Genomic DNA, 16,684 nt, shown 5'->3' with positions numbered 1-16,684 from the left:
CTGACACTCCTATTGCCCGAGCCGATGCGGCATCTTTTCCTTTGTTTGCTGCTGCTTGGTGCCCTGGCCCACCCCCTGCGGGCCCAGGATGCGTCGGTAGTGCAGCGCCTGCGCCAACAATTGGTCACGCTGCCCGCCACACCCCGCCGGGTACAGGTGCTCGATTCGCTCAGCTACGCCCTGCATGACATTACCCCGGATACTGCCCGCGCCTACGGCGAGCAGGCGGTGGCCCTGGCCGAACAGCTGCACGACCAGCGCGGCCTGATGCGCAGCCTGGCCACGCTGGGCAGCTGCTACGCCGTGCTGTCGGACGGGGCCCACGCCCTGGAGCTGTATGCCCGCTCCCAGGCCCTGGCCCGGCAGCTCAACGATGCCGACGGGTTGGTGCGCAGCTACACCACTATGGCCGCCGTGCACCACGAGCGGAGCGACACCGTGAGTGCCTGGCGTCACTACCGGCACGCGCTGCAGCTTACCCACCGTAAAGGCTTGCGCCCGTCGACCCTGCTGACCCTGTATGGCAACCTGTCGAGCCTGTTTTTTCATCTGGGGCAAGATGCTAAGGCGTTGTATTACACCGATGTGGCGCTGGCACTGGCCCGCCGCACCGGCAACCGGATGAATGAGTCTATTTATCTGGCCAACCTGGGCACGTATCATTACTATGGCAAACGCTACGATCTGGCCGAAAAGCTGATTCGCCAGTCGTTGGCCATTACCCAGCAAGACCGGCAACCCCGCTACGAAGCCGGCGACCTGGCCCTGCTGAGCATGGTGATGCTGGAAACCAGGCGCCCGGCGGAGGCGGCGCTGCTGGCCCGCCAGTCGCTGCGGCAGGCCCGGCTGGGCCAGAGCAAGGAACGGGTGCTGGATGCCTATAGTATGCTGGCGGAAGTAACGGCCCGCCAACGCCAGTATGAGCAGGCCTACCAGTGGCAGCAGCAGTACGCGGCCCTGAACGACTCGCTCAACAACGGCCGCCGCCTGGCCACCCTCACGGCCCTGCAAAGCCGCTTCGACAGTGAAGACAAGGAGCAGCAGATTCAGCTGCTGACCCAACAGACCGAGCTTCAGACGCTGCGCAACCGGGAGCTGTGGGGTGCCATTGCGGCGCTGGCGCTGGGTTTGGCCGGGTTTGGGTTTCTCTACTGGCAGCTGCGCCGCAGCCGCGCCGCTTTGGCCGCCAACAACCTAGCCTTGCAGGAAACCACCGCCGAGTTGCGCCAGGTAGCCGCCTCCAAAGACCGCCTCTACGCCATTGTGGCCCACGACCTGCGCGGCCCGGTCACCTCGTTTGTGGGCGTGACGGAGCTGATCGGCTTTTACCTGAAGCGCAACGACCAGGAAGGCCTGCAGCGGCTGCCGGCCCTGGTGCGGCAGTCGGCCCAGAGCCTCAACAACCTGCTCGACAACCTGCTGAACTGGGCCGTGAGCCAGACCGGCGAGCTGGCCTTCCGCCCCGAGCGGCTGGATGTGGCCGAGCTGTTCGCCGAAAACCAGCTGCTCTACCATACCACGGCCGAGGCCAAGCAAATTGTCCTCGAAGCCACTCACCCGCCCGGCCTCACCCTCTGGGCCGACCAGAACATGACCCGCACCATTTTGCGCAACCTGGTGGGCAACGCGCTGAAGTTTACGCCCCCTGGCGGCAAGGTCGAATTCTCGGCCGTCAGCGCGGCGGGTGGCATCACGCTGACCGTTACCGACTCGGGGCGGGGCATGCCGGCCAACCTGGTGGCGGAAGTATTGAGCAACAGCCCCGTAACGGCGCCCACAGCCCCCATTGGGCCGCGCACGGGCACGGGCTTGGGGCTGCTGCTGTGCAAGGCCTTCGTGCAGCGGCACGGCGGCACGCTCGATATCCGGAGCGCGCCTGGCGGCGGCACCAGCGTGGTGGTAGCGCTGCCTCACGGCAACTAAGTGGCGCCGCGCCGGTTTTGTAGTTTCCACTTCCGACCTTTGCGCTCTATGCAACTACACTTCCGCGAACTGGGCGCGGGCAACCCGCTCGTTATCCTGCACGGCCTCTTCGGCACTTCCGACAACTGGCAGACCCTGGCTAAGCGCTGGGCCGAAACCCACCGCGTGATTGTGGTGGACCTGCGCAACCACGGCCGCTCACCCCAGACGCCTGAGCACAGCTACGAGCTGATGAGCCAGGACGTGCTGGAGCTTTTCGACCAGCTGCAGCTGCAACACGTGGCGCTGATGGGGCACAGCATGGGCGGCAAAGTGGCTATGCGCTTTGCCCTCGACCATCCCACCCGTCTTGACAAGCTTATTGTGCTCGACATTGCCCCGCGCCTGTCTACGATGGAGCACCAGGACAATATTCTGGCCGGTCTGCACGCCGTGGACCTGGCAAGTATTGAGTCGCGGCAACAGGCCGACGATGCCCTGGCCCAGCACATTCCCCAACTGGGGGTGCGGCAGTTTCTGCTCAAAAACCTGTACCGCCGCGACGACAACTCCTTTGCCTGGCGCCCCAATCTGGCGGCCCTCACCGAGCACATGCCCGCATTAGGTGCCGAAATCAGCAGCCCGACGCCCTTCCTGAAGCCGGCCCTGTTTGTGCGCGGCGGCAAGTCGGACTACGTGAGTACCGAGGACAAACTCTACGCCATTCCGGCCCTGTTTCCCAACAGCCAGGTAGAAACTGTAGTAGATGCCGGCCACTGGCTGCACGCCGAGAAGCCCGACGAAATCTACGCCCTGGTCGAGGCCTTCGTGCAAAGCTAGTTGCTTGTTGCTTGCTTTTAGTTGTCGGTTGCTAGTTGTCAGTTGCTAGCTCGTCCTGATGTCTGCTACTAACAACTGACAACTAAAAACGCACAACTACTGATGAAGGGCACCCTCTACCTTATTCCCACCGTGCTGGCCGACGATACGGCCGCCCTGGTGCTGCCGGCGCAGGTAGCCATGCAAGTGGCAGCGCTGTCGTACTTTCTGGTAGAAAACGCCCGCACGGCCCGGCGCTTCATCAAAACCGTAGCCCCGGCCCAGGTAATCGAGAATCTGCGCATCACGGTCATCGACAAGGACTCGACCGAGGCTCAGATTCAAGAGGCGCTAAAGGTGGTGGTGGCCGGCCAGGACGCGGGGGTTGTTTCGGAAGCCGGCTGCCCCGGCGTGGCCGACCCCGGCGCGGAAGTAGCGCGGCTGGCTCACAAGCTCGGCATCCGGGTGGTACCGCTGGTGGGGCCTTCCTCGCTGCTGCTGGCCCTCATGGGCTCGGGCATGAACGGGCAGAGCTTCGCCTTTCACGGGTATCTGCCCATCGAGCGGGCTCAGCGCATTGCGGCCATTAAAGCCCTGGAAAAGCAGGCCCTGGGCCAGCACCAGACCCAGCTTTTCATCGAGACGCCCTACCGCAACATGCAGATGCTGGAGGATTTGCTCACTCAGCTCAACCCGTCCACCCGCCTCTGCATTGCCGCCAACCTCACCGCTCCCGACGAGCTGGTGCGCACCGACACGGTGGCCAACTGGAAAGGCAAGCTCCCCCAGATTCACAAGCAGCCCGCCGTGTTCCTCATTGGCCGGTAGAATCCAGCGCGGCACTTTTTACTATTCCACTGCTTCTGCCGGGTTAGATCAGGGGTCCTGTTGCCGCCTCCCGCCGGTTTGGTGTAGCTTAGGGCGTTGCCAACACCAACGTTGCGCCCCATAACCGGAAAGAAGCATGAAGTTTTGCTGGCTGATCTTGCTGTTGGTGGCTACCACCGAGTGCTCTGGGCAGGAACGGGTTTCCCCAAAGACCTTCCCAGCCATAGCCCTCACCAACCGGATTGATTTTACCGATCCGCAGTTCAACCAGCCCCGCTTTAGCTGCGGCTTCCTGCTCAGGCACAACGGCGACACGGTGGCCGTTACGGCCAAGCACTTGCTGAAAGTCATACGAACCAAGGAAATGCAAACCGTTTCCCTGGGCAGCAGCATCAAGGCCTGGTCGCTGTTTTCGCTGGACCGCAAGAGCAGCAGCGTCGTTACCGAAGCGCTGCTAAATGAGAACAAAGCCGAGCTGCTCGAAGATAAAGCCACGTATGATGAGGACTGGCTGGTTTTTTCGCTCCGCTCTAATAACTCCGACGTCAAGCCCCTGGTAGCCCGCACTACCCCTCTCATCCCCGGCGAGAAGCTCTACGTCGTGGGCTGGACGCGCCACATGGAAGCAGGTCCGCAGCGGGTGTACGAGTTTAAATACTACAAAACCATCGACCACCGCCTACTGCTCAAAGACGTGCTGGTGCCCGAGCAGTTTGGCGGCCTGAGTGGGGCCCCGCTCGTCGATGAGCAGGGCTTGGTGGTTGGCCTCGTGTCCAACGGTACCGTGGACCCGGCCACGAAAAAGAAGTATTTCTCGCCCTGTGCCCTGGCTGGCCTGCTGACCTTTCTCGACCAGCAGCAGAAAAAATAACTACCGCTTTAGAGTGGTGGACTCGTCGGTTAAAATCAAAAAGCCCTTTCCCGCACAGGCAGGAAAGGGCTTTTTGCGTTGAATGACGCTTGCCACAGAGCTGAGGAAGGTCCTTTCCTCTGCTTCGTCCCTGCTTTATAGGCAGTAAGTTCAGGATGACAGGCGAGAAACAAGCAGTCACTTGAAGAGTTGGTACACGATGAGCGACGACACGTAGGCCAAGCCGGTCATGTAGAGCAGCTGGAGCAGCGGCCATTTCCAGCCTTTGGTTTCGCGGTACACTACGGCCAGGGTACTCATGCACTGCATGGCAAATACGTAGAACACCAGTAGGGAAAAAGCCCGGGCCGGGGTGAAGAACGGCTGCCCGTTGTCGTCCTTCTCGGCGGCCAGCTTCTGCTGCACCGTGCGCATGTCGGCATCCTGGCCCACGCTGTAGATGGTGGAAATGGTACCCACGAATACTTCCCGGGCCGCAAACGAGGTAATGAGCGCAATACCGATTTTCCAGTCGAAGCCCAAAGGGCGAATGGCGGGCTCCAGGGTGCGGCCAAACAAACCCGCGTAGGAGCTTTCCAGCTTTTCGGAGGCAATACGGATGTCAGTGTACTCGGGCGTGTAGCGCTGCTCGGCGGCCGTGGCCCGCACCCGGGCTTCGGCCTGCTCCAGCGCATTGCCGGGGCCGTAGGAGGCCAGCACCCACAATATCACGGAAATAGCCACGATGACCTTACCGGCCTGAAAAACAAAGGCTTTCACTTTCTCCACGATGGTGATGCCCACGTTTTTCCAGCGCGGCCAGCGGTACACCGGAAACTCCATAATGAAGTAGCTCTTGTTTTCGGTGCGCAACAGCAGCTTAAGGGCCAGTGCTGAGAAAATAGCCGCGAAGAAGCCCAGCAGGTACAGCCCCATCAGGGCCACGCCCTGCAGGTTGAAAATACCCAGCACCGGCTCGTCGGGCACCACCAGCGCAATGAGTACCGTGTACACCGGAATCCGGGCCGAGCAGCTCATGAGCGGCGTCACGAAGATGGTGATGATGCGGTCCTTCCAGTTTTCGATGGTGCGGGCGCTCATAATGGCCGGCACGGCGCAGGCCACCCCCGAAATAAGGGGCACCACGCTCTTGCCGTTCAGGCCGAACTTACGCATGATGCGGTCCATCATGAACGTGACGCGGGCCATGTAGCCGGTTTCCTCCAGCACCGCAATAAAAGCGAAGAGCAGGGCAATCTGGGGAATGAAAATCAGCACGCCGCCCAGGCCGGCCAGCACGCCCTCGGTGAGCAGGTTCACCAGCGGCCCGTCGAAGTTGGTTTGCACCAGCTGATTGATCCACGTCACGCCCTGGTCGATGAGCTCCATCGGGTAGCTGGCCCAGGCAAACACGGCCTGGAACATCATAAACAACACGCCGAAGAAAATCAGGTAGCCCCATACTTTGTGGGTCAGCACCTTGTCAATCTTGTTGCTGTAGGGCTCGTTCTTCTCGGTACGCGTTACGGTCACGGTATTCAGCAGAATATCGTTGATGCGGGCATACCGGTCGATGGTTTCCTGAGCCTGCCGGGGCGTAGCCTGGAAGCCGTATTTCTCCACCAGCTCCCCGATGTACGCCTTGTCGTCGGGCGTCAGGAAGCTGATCTGGCGAAACTGGTGCGCGTAGTGCAGCGCCAAGTAGTCGTTGTGCAGGTTGAAGTAGTAGCGAATCTGCCGGATCATGGGCAGCAGGTCGTCGCCGGGCTCGTAGAAGCTGCGCGTCGGCGGCCCCAGCTGCCGCGACATCACGATTTTCAGGGCCGCAATGCCCACGCCGTTCCGCGCGTTCATCGGAATAATGGGCACGCCCAACTCCTGCTGCAGGGCCATAATATCAATCTGGACGCCGTGCTGCGCGGCCACGTCCATCATGTTCAGGGCCAGTACGGCGGGCAGGCCCAGGTCGGCGAGCTGGGTAAAGAGCAGCAGGTTGCGCCGGATATTCGACGCGTCCACCGTCACGACCACGAAATCGGGGTATTGGTCGGATGCCTGGTCGTAGAGCAGGTCGGTAATTACCTTTTCGTCGAGGCTCTTGGGGTAGAGCGAGTAAGTGCCGGGCAGGTCAATGATTTCGGCGCGGTGCTGAGCCGTGAGCTGACTGATGCCGGTTTTGCGGTCTACCGTTACGCCGGGAAAGTTGCCCACCTTCTGGTTGAGGCCCGTCAGCTGGTTGAACAGCGACGACTTGCCCGAGTTGGGGTTGCCGATGAGGGCAATGCGCGTTAGCTCGCGGTGGCTGCGCGGCGGTACGTCGCGCAGGGCTTCCAGCGTGAGGGCCGAAGCCGCCGCCCCGGTGGGGTCCGATATAAGAGTGGCGCGGGCCATGCGGCAGCGACTAGTCCTTCAATAAAATGGTGGCCGCCTCACTCACCCGCAACGACAGCGTGTAGTCTTCGTCGCCAACGACCAGCGTAATGGGGCAGCCCAGCGGGGCCCGGCTGTTGAGCCGCACCTGCGTACCCGGTATACAGCCCATTTCCAGCAGCTTGAGGGCCATTTCGGGGTCTTCGAGGCAGCAAATGGTGCCGCTTTCGCCAAGGCGCAGGTCTTTCACGCTGCGGGGCGCATTGGTCTTGACTTGGGCGGAACGGCTGGACACGGGCGGGTGGTGTTATTTAGATTCTGTTCAAACAAAGGTACTACCCATTTAGGTTTCGGCCAAAATTCAGATAGTTGTACCTTAGCGCGGCGAAAAACCTCTAACTCTTTGATTTAGAATTATTCCGAACTGCAATTGCACGTTTATAAATATTCAGGGAGGTATTGCGTTTCTTCGCCCTTTTCATTGTAGTTTTGACATATAATAATAGTCTGCCTACCTATGCTCCAACGCGTACTTTCCATTTTCGCCTTCGTTCTGTTGCTTCCAGCCCTGGGCTTTGCTCAGGAGAACAAAATCTCGGGCCGTATTGTAGACCAAAAGACCAAAGAGCCGATTCCCTTCGCCTCCATTGGTCTGAAAGAGGAACAAAGCGGTGCTTTGACCAACGAATACGGCTTCTTCCAGATGGCCATGCCCGATAAGGCGCAGGACTCCCTGGTAGTGCTGGCCCTGGGTTACTTCCGCAAAGCCGTACTGGTGAAAAAAGGCGGCAACCTGCAGGACCTTATCATTGAAGTTCCCAAGCGCGTCATCGAGCTGGCCGACGTAAAAGTTGTGGGCGGCAAGGTGAAAGACCTGTCGCTGGGCTCGAAGGGCAACACGCCCGGCGAGGGTATGATTCAGGGCCTGCCCGGCCAGCAATATGCTTTCTTCGTGAAAAACGAGAAAGGCAAAAAGCTCGGCAACGTGCGCTCGGTATCGTTCTACATCGGCGAAAACGGCTTTCCCCGGGAACCGTTCCGTGTGCGGCTCTACAAAGCCGACGGCAACTACAACTCGCCCAACACCGACATCCTGACCGACAACGTAGTAGTGTCGGCCCCGAAAGGCGGCGAGTGGTATACCATCGACCTGAACTCCTACAACATCCCGGCGCCTGAGGAAGGCTTCTTCGTGGCCATGGAATGGATTGTGAGCGGTGACAAGTTCTACACCACCAACTTCATGGAGACCTACACGCCCTACGGCCAGATCATGCGCCCCACCTTCGAATTCAAGGAAAGCCGCACCTGGACCTACTCCATCGGCAAAGGCTGGAGCCTGATTACGCTGGCCAACAACGGCATGCGCTACAATGCCATGATTAAGGCCGAAGTAGACATGATTAAAGACTAATGTGGATTGAATGTGAGAAATGTGTTTGAATGTGCTGATGTGCTAAACACCTGATTTCTCTATCCATTCAACAACAAAAGAGGCTGCTCCTTTTCGGAAGCAGCCTCTTTTTATTTATCGGCAATGTGTCGTAGTGAACTTGGCTGTTGTGGCTCCGAAAAGCCCATTTCAACACATTATCCACATTTCAACACATTCAAGCACATTTACTTGGTGCGGACCGCAATTTCTACGCGGCGGTTTTGCTGGCGACCTTCGGCGGTGGCGTTGGAAGCTACGGGCTGGGTTTCGCCCATCGGCTCTACGCTCACGCGGGAAGCATCGATTTTACCGTTCTGGCTCAGCCAGGTTTTCACGGCGTTAGCGCGCTTTTCGCTCAGCTCCCGGTTGTAGCTTTTGTCGCCGCGCGAGTCGGCGAAGCCCATGATGTAAACCGGACCGGTAGCGTAGCGCTGTCCGATAGAAGCCGAAATCTGCTCCAGGGCTTTGCTAGCCCCAGCTTTGATTTCCGCTTTGTCGGTGTCAAACAGCACCGTTTCTTCGACGCCGTACACGCTGTACTCGTCATTGCCGCGTACCGATACGTCGGCTACGTTTACCTCGGGGTACTTCACGTCGGCCAGCTTGGCTTTGGTCATGTCCCAGCCGCTGCCTACGGCGTCGGTGGCAGTAGCGGCGGCACCTTCTACGGCACCGGCGGCAGTTTCACCATCCCGGTACACAACGGCCGTATCGGCGGTGGCTTCCTGGGGCTGGTCTTTGGTTTCGGGGTTCTTCAGGTTGTCGCAGGCCGTGAGCAAGGCAATGAGGGCCACGACGGAGAGAATATGCTTTTTCATGTGGTTGTGGAGGAAGGGAGTGGAAAGGGAAGTGCCGACGCTTACGCAGAAATACTGTACAGGTTCATTTCCCGGCCTCACCCCACCCTTTACTCCGCAAAAAACACCCGCTTCACCCGCTCACTCACGTTGGTCAGCAGCTCGTAGGGAATGGTGCCGATGCGGGCCGCGGCTTCACGCAGGGGCATTTCTTCCCCAAACACCACGGCTGAGTCGCCGGGCCGGGCGGCGGCAATGTGGGTCACGTCAGCCATGCACATATCCATGCACACGTTGCCAACAATGGGGGCGCGCTGGCCCCGAATTACGACTTCCCCCACCCCGTTGCCGAAGCGCCGGTCGTAGCCATCGGCGTAGCCAATGGCCAGCGTGGCAATGCGCCGCTCGTGTTCCACGGGGCCGCCCCGGCGGCCGTAGCCCACCGTTTGGCCCGGGGCCAGCGTCTTGATTTGCGAAATAGTGGTGCGCAGGCTGCTCACGGGCCGCAAGGCATCGGGCTGCTGGCCGCTGGCTTCCACGCCGTAGAGGCCGATGCCGAGCCGGACCATATCGTAGTGCGCCTCGGGAAAGCGCACGATGCCGGCCGAGTTCAGGGCGTGCTTAATAATGGAGTAGCCCAACGCCGCTTCTACCTGGGGGGCCATGCGCTGAAAAGCGGCCAGCTGCTGGCGCGAGAAGTCGTTGTGCTGCTCTTCGTCGGCGCCGGCCAGGTGGGTAAGCGCGCTGGCAACGCGCAGGTGGGCGGCATTCTGGCGCAGCGTAGCGCACAGTTCGGGCAAGTCTTCCTCGGCAAAGCCCAGGCGGCGCATACCCGTATCGAGCTTGAGGTGGATGGCGGGCATGGCCTGCTCCTGGGCGGCCCGCAGATACTCCTGCAGCCGTTCGAAGGAGTAGATTTCGGGCTCCAGATGGTACTGCCGCAGCTTCTGGAAAGAGTCGGGTGAGGGGTTCATCACCATGATGGGCAGACTGATACCGTGCTGGCGCAGCTCCACGCCTTCGTCGGCGTAGGCCACGGCCAGATAATCGGCCCGGTGGAACTGCAGCAGATTGGCCACCTCGTAGCTGCCGCTGCCGTAGGCAAAGGCCTTGACCATCACCATCAGGCGGGTGCCGGGCTGGAGCCGGGCCCGGTAGAAGTTCAGGTTGTGCACCAGCGCGTCGAGGTTTACTTCCAGCACTGTCCCGTGGATTTTCTGCTGGAAGGCCGCTACAATCCGCTCGAACTCAAAGCGCCGAGCACCCTTTACCAGAATGGTTTCCTGGTGAAACTGCTCGGGCTGGAAGGCGGCCAGAAACGCTTCCGTAGTCGGATAGAATTCAGCTTTGGCAACGCTGAATAGAGCCTGGTGCGCCCCGATTTCGGGCCCGATGCCTACGAGCCGCTCGACGCCGTGGGCGGGCAGCAGGGCCGCCACCCGGGCGTACAGCTCGGCCGCCGGCAAGCCCGATTCGAGCACGTCAGACAGGATAAGGGTGCGGCGGCCGCGCCGGGGCTGGCGGGCCAGCGCGTCGAGGGCCAGGCGCAGGCCGGCCAGGTCGTTATTATAGGTGTCGTCGAGAACGTAGCAGTCGTTGAGGGCCTGCTTCATTTCCAGACGCATGGCCACGGGCTGGAGCCGGTCGAGGCGGCGCTGGATTTCGGGGGCGGGCACCTGCCGCCAAAGCAGCACCGTGAGGCCGTGCAGGGCATTTTCCACCGAAGGCTCGTCGGCGAAGGGCAGCGTGAAGGTGTGTTCCTGCGGCACGGGCCGCTCCAGGGCCACGCGCACCACCGTGCGGCCGGCCGAGGCTTCGAGCACCGATACGGCTACGTGGGTGTCGTAGGCGTGGTGGCGGCTCCAGGTGAAGGTGCGGGCCGGACCGAGCAAGGCCTGCGCCTGAGCATGGATGGCCTCATGGTCGCGGCAGTAGAAAAGCGTATCCACGTCGCCGAACAGCTGCATCTTCTCGGCCACCTTCTCGGCCGGGGACGCAAAGCCTGCGTCGTGAGCCGTGCCCAGATTGGTGAAAATGCCCAGCGTGGGCTGAATAACCCGCGCCAGCCGGACCATTTCGCCGGTTTCGGAAATGCCGGCCTCGAAGATACCCAGCGTGTGCGTGGCATTCAGCTCCCACACGCTTAGGGGCACGCCCACCTGGGAGTTGTAGCTGCGCGGGCTTTTGCAGATCAGCTCATCGGGGCTCAGCAGCTGAGCCAGCCACTCCTTCACGATGGTTTTGCCATTGGAGCCGGTGATGCCGAAAACCGGCAGCCGAAATTGCCGCCGGTGCCGGGCCGCCAACGCCTGCAACGCCGCCAGCGTATTGCCGACCGCCAGAAAGCCGGCATCGGGAAACGCGCCCACGCCGCCCGGAATAGCGGCCGGGTTGTCGACTACGAACAGGCGCACGCCCTGCTGGTAGAGGTCGGGCAGGTAGCGGTGGCCGTCGTGCTGGGTACCGCCGATGGCGAAGAACAACGAGCCGGCGGGCTGGCCCACGCGGCGGCTGTCGAGCAGCAGGTGCTGAATGCGGGCGGCAGCAGGAGCTAGTTGGAGCAGGGTGCCGCCGGTAAGGGCCGGGAGGTCGGAGAAGAGGAGCATGGCAGAAGGAAAACCGGGCAAAGGTAGCAGGGTTTCGGCCTGAGGGGAGCGGGCGGCGGGCTGGTAGAAGTAGCAGGGCCGGCCGGGGCCGCCAGGCTCTTTCGGCGTACCTTTGCGGCTTTCCCGCCCTGCCCTGCTTTTCCTGTTGTGAAAATATCCCGCCACCACCTAGCTGCTCTTACCGCTTTTCTTATCTGGGGCTTCTTTCCCCTGCCACTGCGGATGCTGGCCGGCTATGCCAGCGGACAGATTCTGTTTTTCCGGGTACTGCTCTCCCTGGTACTTCTGCTCATCATCAACCTGACGACGCGACGCGACACGGTGCGGGCCACCTGGCAGCAGTGGCGGCGCGCCGGGCGGGCCGAGCGGCGGCGCGTGACGGTGAGCACCGTAGTAGGCGGGGCGCTGCTGACCAGCAACTGGCTGCTGTTCATTTATGTAGTGAATAAGGTGAGCGTGCAGGCCGGCTCGTTTGCCTACCTTATCTGCCCCATCCTAACGGCGTTACTGGGCTTCGTGGTGCTGGGCGAAAAGCTGCGGCGGAATCAGTGGCTGGCTATTGGGCTGAGTGCCCTGAGCTGCGCGCTGCTGGGCACGGGCGAGTGGCGCACGGTGCTGATGAGCCTGGTGGTGGCCTTCACCTACGCGGCTTACCTCATCACCCAACGCAAGCTGCAGGGCTACGACCGGCTGCTGCTACTCACGGTGCAGCTCACGCTGGCGGCCCTCGTAATTCTGCCCACGGCCCGCCTGCTGGGCGCCGACCCGGCCGCCGGCTTCCACGACGGCCACCTGCTGCTGATGACGGCCGTGCTCAGCGTGGGCTTCACCGTTATTCCCCTGTTCCTGAACCTGTTTGCCCTTAATGCCCTGCCCTCGGGCACAGTAGGCATTCTGATGTACCTGAACCCGATTATCAGCTTTGTGCTGGCCTTCCTGTATTTCGGGGAGCAGGCCAGCGTCAGGCAGTCGGTGGCTTACGGGGTCATACTGCTGTCGGTGGTGCTGTATAACTCCGGCCGGAGCGTACGGCCGCAGCCCGCGTAAGCAGGGGGCAATGACACTTTTATCCTATTTCGCCTTGGCCCCTACTGCTACTCATCGGCTGGCTTGAGCGAACAAAGTCTAGAGGGAGTCTAGAAGCAGTGTAGAGGCACCCTAGCAGCAGCTGCCACTTACCAGCCAGGTATAGTGCTACTTCGCAGCGGCTCGGCTGGGAGTACCGGGCTGGCTGACCGGTGGGGTTTCAGCAGGCCGGCTCTTACCCGCTGGGGGTTCCGCAAATAAAATAAACAGGCTACCTTCGGGCTACCCGACGGCTGTAGGTGCCGGACGGGCCCTTTTCCGACTCTTTTTTCGTCTGATGACTACTGTTTCTTCCCCGGCCGTACCGCTGTGGCGTCGGCTGCTGCCGCACCTGCTGGCCGTTGTATTCTTTCTGGTGCTGGCCGCCGTGTATTTCTCGCCCATCCTGTTTGATGGCAAAACCCTGGCCCAGCACGACGTGGTGCAGTTCAACGGCGGGGCCCACGAGGCCCAGCTCTACCGCGAAGCCACCGGCAAGGAGGCGCTGTGGACCAACTCGATGTTCTCGGGTATGCCGACGTATCTGATCAGCACCCGCTTCCCCGGCGACCTGTCTATCTACCTCCACCAGATTTTCACGCTGCACCTGCCGGCGGTGGTAGCCAACCTATTTCTGGCCCTGGTGTGCGGCTACGTGCTGTTTGTGGCCCTGGGCGTGCGGCCCTTGCTGGCCGCCGTGGGCGCTATTGCCATTGGCTTCACCAGCTACAACCTGATTATTCTGGCCGCCGGCCACAACACCAAGTCGCTGGCGCTGGCCTACGCGCCGCTGGTGCTGGGTGGCCTGCTCGTTACGTTCCGGCGCAACCGGTGGCTGGGCGCGGCGCTGTTTGCGTTGGGCCTCACCATGAACGTGCGCTCCAACCACCTGCAGATTACCTACTACCTGCTCTTGCTGGTAGTAGTCTTCGGCATTGTGGAGCTGGTAGCCGCCCTGCGCGAAAAACGCCTGGCCGACTTCCTGGGCCGCACCGCGCTGCTGGGTGCGGCGGCATTGCTGGCGCTGGGCGTGAGCTTCGGCCGCCTCTACGTAACGGCCGAGTACGGCAAATACTCCATCCGGGGCAAGTCGGAGCTGACGACACCCTCACCGGCCGCGGCCCAGGCCCCGGCCGGCGGTGAGGATGGCGGCGCCGGTTCGGGCCTTGACCGGGACTACGCTTTCGGCTGGAGCTACGGCGTGGGTGAAACCATTACCCTCCTGATTCCCAACTACTACGGCGGGGCCAGCGCGGGCTCGCTCAGCGAAAGCTCGGCCACCGGCAAAGCCCTGGCCGGCCTGGGCGTGCCACCGGTACAGCTGCGCGAGTATCTGCAGCAGCTGCCTTTGTACTGGGGTACGCAGCCCGTTACCAGCGGCCCGGTGTACGTGGGTGCGGTGGTGTGCTTCCTGTTTGTGCTGGGTTTGTTCGTGGCCGACCGCCGCACCCGCACCTGGCTGCTGGTGGGCACCATTTTGTCGATTGTGCTGGCCTGGGGCAAGAACTTCGAGTCGTTCAACTACCTGATGTTTGACTACTTCCCGGGCTACAACAAGTTCCGCTCGGTGAGCATGGCCCTGGTTATTGCCCAGCTGGCTATGCCGCTGCTGGCCGTGTTGGCGCTGGCCCGCGTGCTGCGCGCTCAGCCGGCCGTGACGCCGCTGGCCGGCGCCAGCACCCACCCCACGCTGGCGGCCCTGAGCGGTACTACCCTCGACTCGCCTGAGTCGGCGGAGCTGAAGCGCAAGCTACTGTATGCCACGGGTATTACGGCTGGTATCTGTGTGCTGGCCTACTTAGTAGGCCTTGGTGCTGACTTTGCGGCCCCGGTAGATGCGCAGATGCAGCAGCAGGGATTCCCGCTGGATGCGCTGCGGGCCGACCGGGCCAGCCTGATGCACACCGACGTGCTACGCTCCCTGGTATTTGTGCTGTTGAGCGGCGGCGTGCTATATTTCTACCTCCAGCGTAAGCTCTCCGTAACCACAGCGGCGCTGCTGGTAGGTGCCCTCACGCTGGTCGACCTTTGGAGCGTGGATAAGCGCTACCTCAACGACAAGAACTTCCAAAACGAAACCATTGCCCAGCAGTTTGTAGCTACGCCCGCCGACGAGCAGATTCTGCAGGACAAGGACCTGAGCTACCGGGTACTCAACATCCAGAACCCATTTAACGAGGCCAACACGTCGTATTTCCACAAGAGCGTGGGCGGCTACCACGGGGCCAAGCTGCGCCGCTACCAGGATTTGATTGAGCGCCAGATTTCGGCCAATAACAGCCAGGTGCTGGCCATGCTCAACACGCGCTACCTCATCACCGGCGACCCGAAACAGCCTGTACAGCGCAACCCGGGTGCCTTGGGCAATGCCTGGTTTGTGAGCGAGGTGCAGAAAGTGCAGAATCCCGACCAGGAAATTGCGGCCCTCACCAACCTGAACGTGGCCACCACGGCGGTAGTAGATGCCTCGAAGTTTCCGCTGGCCAAAACCAGCTATAATGCCGCCGGCTCCACCATTGCCCTGACCAGCTACTCGCCCGACGAACTGAAATACCGCACGACGGCTGTGCAGGATGGCTTGGTAGTCTTCTCCGAAATCTATTACCAGGATGGCTGGAACGCCTACCTCGACGGCAAGCTGGTGCCGCACCTGCGCGTGAACTACGTGCTGCGCGCCCTGCCCGTGCCAGCCGGCACCCACACCATCGAGTTTAAGTTCGAGCCTAAGGAATACGCCATCGGCAACACCGTGTCGCTCGTATCGTCGGTGCTGCTGATTCTGGCGTTGCTGGGCACTATTTTCTACGCCGTGAAGCGCAAGCCCGAGCCGGTGGAGGAAGTAAGACTGGCGGCGTAGGGAAGTCCGTCATTGCGAGGACGCAGGACGAAGCCATCCGTCCTCTGCGCAGGTAGTCACACTCTTTACCCAGAAGCCCTTTCTCGTTGTGACGGGAAAGGGCTTTTCACTTCAGAGCACTCAGCACATTTCAGAGGACGGATGGCTTCGTGCCTCGCAATGACACATTTCTATTCCAACCCCATGCTCCTGCAGGAACTCCACGAGCCCATAGCTGCCCAACGCGGGGTGCGCCTGCTGCTGCTGCGCGACGACCTGACCCACCCCGAGCTGCCGGGCAACAAGTGGCGCAAGCTTAAATACAACCTGGCGGAAGCCCGCCGGCAGGGCCACGATACGCTGCTGACCTTTGGCGGGGCGTTTTCCAACCATATAGCCGCCGTAGCCGCCGTGGGCCGCCTGCAAGGCTTCCGCACCATCGGGCTGATTCGGGGCGAGGAAACCTTACCGCTGAACCCTACTTTGGCCCGGGCCGGGGCCGATGGCATGAGCCTGCGCTACCTCGACCGGGAAACCTACCGCCGCAAGCAGGAGCCGGCGTTTATCGGGGAGCTGCTGGCCCAGACCGGCCCGGCCTACGTGCTGCCCGAAGGCGGCACCAACGCGCTGGCGCTGCCGGGCTGCGCTGAATTGATAACGGAATTGCGGGGCCAAACCGACTTCGACACCATAGCCGTGGCCTGCGGCACCGGAGGCACGCTAGCAGGGCTGCTCACGGGCCTGGCTGGCCAGCAGCACGCGCTGGGGGTGGCGGCCCTAAAAAACGGGGGTTTTCTGCGTGAGGAAATCAACGAGCTGACGCGAGCGGCTGCGGGCCGCACCTACGACAACTACCAGCTGCTGACCGACTACCATTGCGGGGGCTACGCGGCGTTTTCGGCCGAGCTGCTGGGCTTCATGCAGGAGTTTCAGCGGCGGCACGGCGTACTGCTCGACCCGATTTATACCGGCAAGCTGCTGTATGCCGTGCTGGACCAAATACGGCAGGGCCATTTTGCGGCGGGCAGCACGGTGGTGGCGGTGCACACCGGCGGGCTGCAGGGCTGGCAGGGTTTCCGGCAGCGGTTTGCAGCCCGCAGTGCCTGGTGGCCGGCCCCGCACTGATTTCGGCAGCCAAACCTCAACCTGAACCGTATCCTACCCGAACCTAGCCGC

At 61.7% G+C, this 16,684-nt stretch carries 12 protein-coding genes; 8 read left to right on the top strand and 4 right to left on the bottom strand.

Going from position 1 to position 16,684, the window contains the following annotated elements; all coding sequences use genetic code 11:
- The first annotated feature begins 45 nt into the window (after window positions 1–45).
- From LGH74_RS15730 to LGH74_RS15715, 4 genes are all read left to right on the top strand, one after another.
- Entirely contained in the window at window positions 46–1,923 is a 1,878-nt protein-coding gene (locus tag LGH74_RS15730; RefSeq protein ID WP_226177112.1) for an ATP-binding protein, read from the top strand.
- Window positions 1,924–1,971: 48 nt separating this feature from the next.
- Complete coding sequence (locus LGH74_RS15725; protein WP_226177110.1) at window positions 1,972–2,742, top strand: alpha/beta fold hydrolase; 771 nt, start codon at window positions 1,972–1,974, stop codon at window positions 2,740–2,742.
- Between the two features lie 102 nt (window positions 2,743–2,844).
- Entirely contained in the window at window positions 2,845–3,549 is a 705-nt protein-coding gene (locus LGH74_RS15720; protein ID WP_226177109.1) for an SAM-dependent methyltransferase, read from the top strand.
- Between the two features lie 136 nt (window positions 3,550–3,685).
- Entirely contained in the window at window positions 3,686–4,420 is a 735-nt protein-coding gene (locus LGH74_RS15715) for a trypsin-like serine protease (RefSeq protein ID WP_226177108.1), read from the top strand.
- 177 nt (window positions 4,421–4,597) lie between these two features.
- Here the strand turns inward: LGH74_RS15715 and feoB are convergent, their stop codons facing one another.
- Together feoB and LGH74_RS15705 are read right to left on the bottom strand one after the other, a co-directional pair.
- A complete protein-coding gene (gene feoB, locus LGH74_RS15710) occupies window positions 4,598–6,790 on the bottom strand; it encodes a ferrous iron transport protein B (RefSeq protein ID WP_226177107.1) in 2,193 nt (730 codons plus the stop codon).
- 10 nt (window positions 6,791–6,800) lie between these two features.
- Window positions 6,801–7,064 (bottom strand): FeoA family protein, encoded by a 264-nt coding sequence (locus tag LGH74_RS15705; RefSeq protein WP_226177106.1) that lies wholly within the window; start codon window positions 7,062–7,064, stop codon window positions 6,801–6,803.
- Between the two features lie 222 nt (window positions 7,065–7,286).
- On the opposite strand from LGH74_RS15705, the gene LGH74_RS15700 reads away from it, so the two are divergent.
- Entirely contained in the window at window positions 7,287–8,183 is an 897-nt protein-coding gene (locus LGH74_RS15700) for a carboxypeptidase-like regulatory domain-containing protein (protein WP_226177105.1), read from the top strand.
- A 206-nt stretch (window positions 8,184–8,389) separates the two neighbouring features.
- On the opposite strand, the gene LGH74_RS15695 is transcribed toward LGH74_RS15700, so the two are convergent.
- Together LGH74_RS15695 and LGH74_RS15690 are read right to left on the bottom strand one after the other, a co-directional pair.
- Window positions 8,390–9,022: an OmpA family protein gene (locus tag LGH74_RS15695; RefSeq protein ID WP_226177104.1), complete on the bottom strand. Its 633-nt coding sequence runs from the start codon at window positions 9,020–9,022 to the stop codon at window positions 8,390–8,392.
- Between the two features lie 89 nt (window positions 9,023–9,111).
- Window positions 9,112–11,607 carry a bifunctional UDP-N-acetylmuramoyl-tripeptide:D-alanyl-D-alanine ligase/alanine racemase gene (locus LGH74_RS15690; RefSeq protein ID WP_226177102.1) on the bottom strand — a complete coding sequence of 832 codons (2,496 nt, stop codon included), beginning with the start codon at window positions 11,605–11,607 and terminating at the stop codon, window positions 9,112–9,114.
- A 147-nt stretch (window positions 11,608–11,754) separates the two neighbouring features.
- On the opposite strand from LGH74_RS15690, the gene LGH74_RS15685 reads away from it, so the two are divergent.
- The 3 genes from LGH74_RS15685 to LGH74_RS15675 all read left to right on the top strand — a co-directional run bounded on the left by LGH74_RS15685 (window position 11,755) and on the right by LGH74_RS15675 (window position 16,633).
- Entirely contained in the window at window positions 11,755–12,654 is a 900-nt protein-coding gene (locus tag LGH74_RS15685) for an EamA family transporter (RefSeq protein ID WP_226177100.1), read from the top strand.
- Window positions 12,655–12,970: 316 nt separating this feature from the next.
- Window positions 12,971–15,529, top strand: a complete 2,559-nt coding sequence (locus LGH74_RS15680) for a YfhO family protein (protein ID WP_226177098.1) — start codon at window positions 12,971–12,973, stop codon at window positions 15,527–15,529.
- A gap of 183 nt (window positions 15,530–15,712) precedes the next feature.
- Window positions 15,713–16,633 (top strand): 1-aminocyclopropane-1-carboxylate deaminase/D-cysteine desulfhydrase, encoded by a 921-nt coding sequence (locus LGH74_RS15675; RefSeq protein WP_226177097.1) that lies wholly within the window; start codon window positions 15,713–15,715, stop codon window positions 16,631–16,633.
- Window positions 16,634–16,684 lie beyond the last annotated feature (51 nt).

The organism is Hymenobacter lucidus, from assembly GCF_020447265.1.
GTDB lineage: Bacteria > Bacteroidota > Bacteroidia > Cytophagales > Hymenobacteraceae > Hymenobacter > Hymenobacter lucidus.
Note: the sequence above shows the minus strand (reverse complement) of the source record. Positions and strands in the feature narration are given on the sequence as shown.